This is a genomic window from Roseateles sp. AC306, assembly GCF_979253795.1.
Genome location: NZ_CEEDEB010000102.1, coordinates 1 through 256, shown reverse-complemented (window position 1 = coordinate 256; position 256 = coordinate 1). Strand labels below are relative to the sequence as shown.

Here is a 256-nt window from a genome sequence, read left to right as displayed (position 1 = left end):
GGTGGGCACGCCCTGAGTCAGGCCGCCGCCGAACTGGTTCCAGGCGGCGTCGACCTTCACGGCCAGGGGCTTGCCGATGGTCGCCTCGCCCACCGCGACCCGCGTGACGGGCGCCGCGCAGGCAGTCAGCAGCAGGGCCAGGCCCAGGGCGGCCAGGCGGCCGAGGCTGTTCTTGTGGTTCATGGGGATGCCCTCCTCCGAGCAGACTCTTGATCAATGCCGCATCGGGGGCGGCGGGTGCTTTGTCGATGTAGCG

General features: G+C 71.1%; 1 protein-coding gene. It reads right to left on the bottom strand.

The window, feature by feature from the left end:
• Positions 1-183, bottom strand: a 183-nt coding sequence (locus AC0IZJ_RS28560) for a hypothetical protein (protein WP_471855644.1), incomplete at its 3' end; no start/stop codon positions are given.
• Positions 184-256 lie beyond the last annotated feature (73 nt).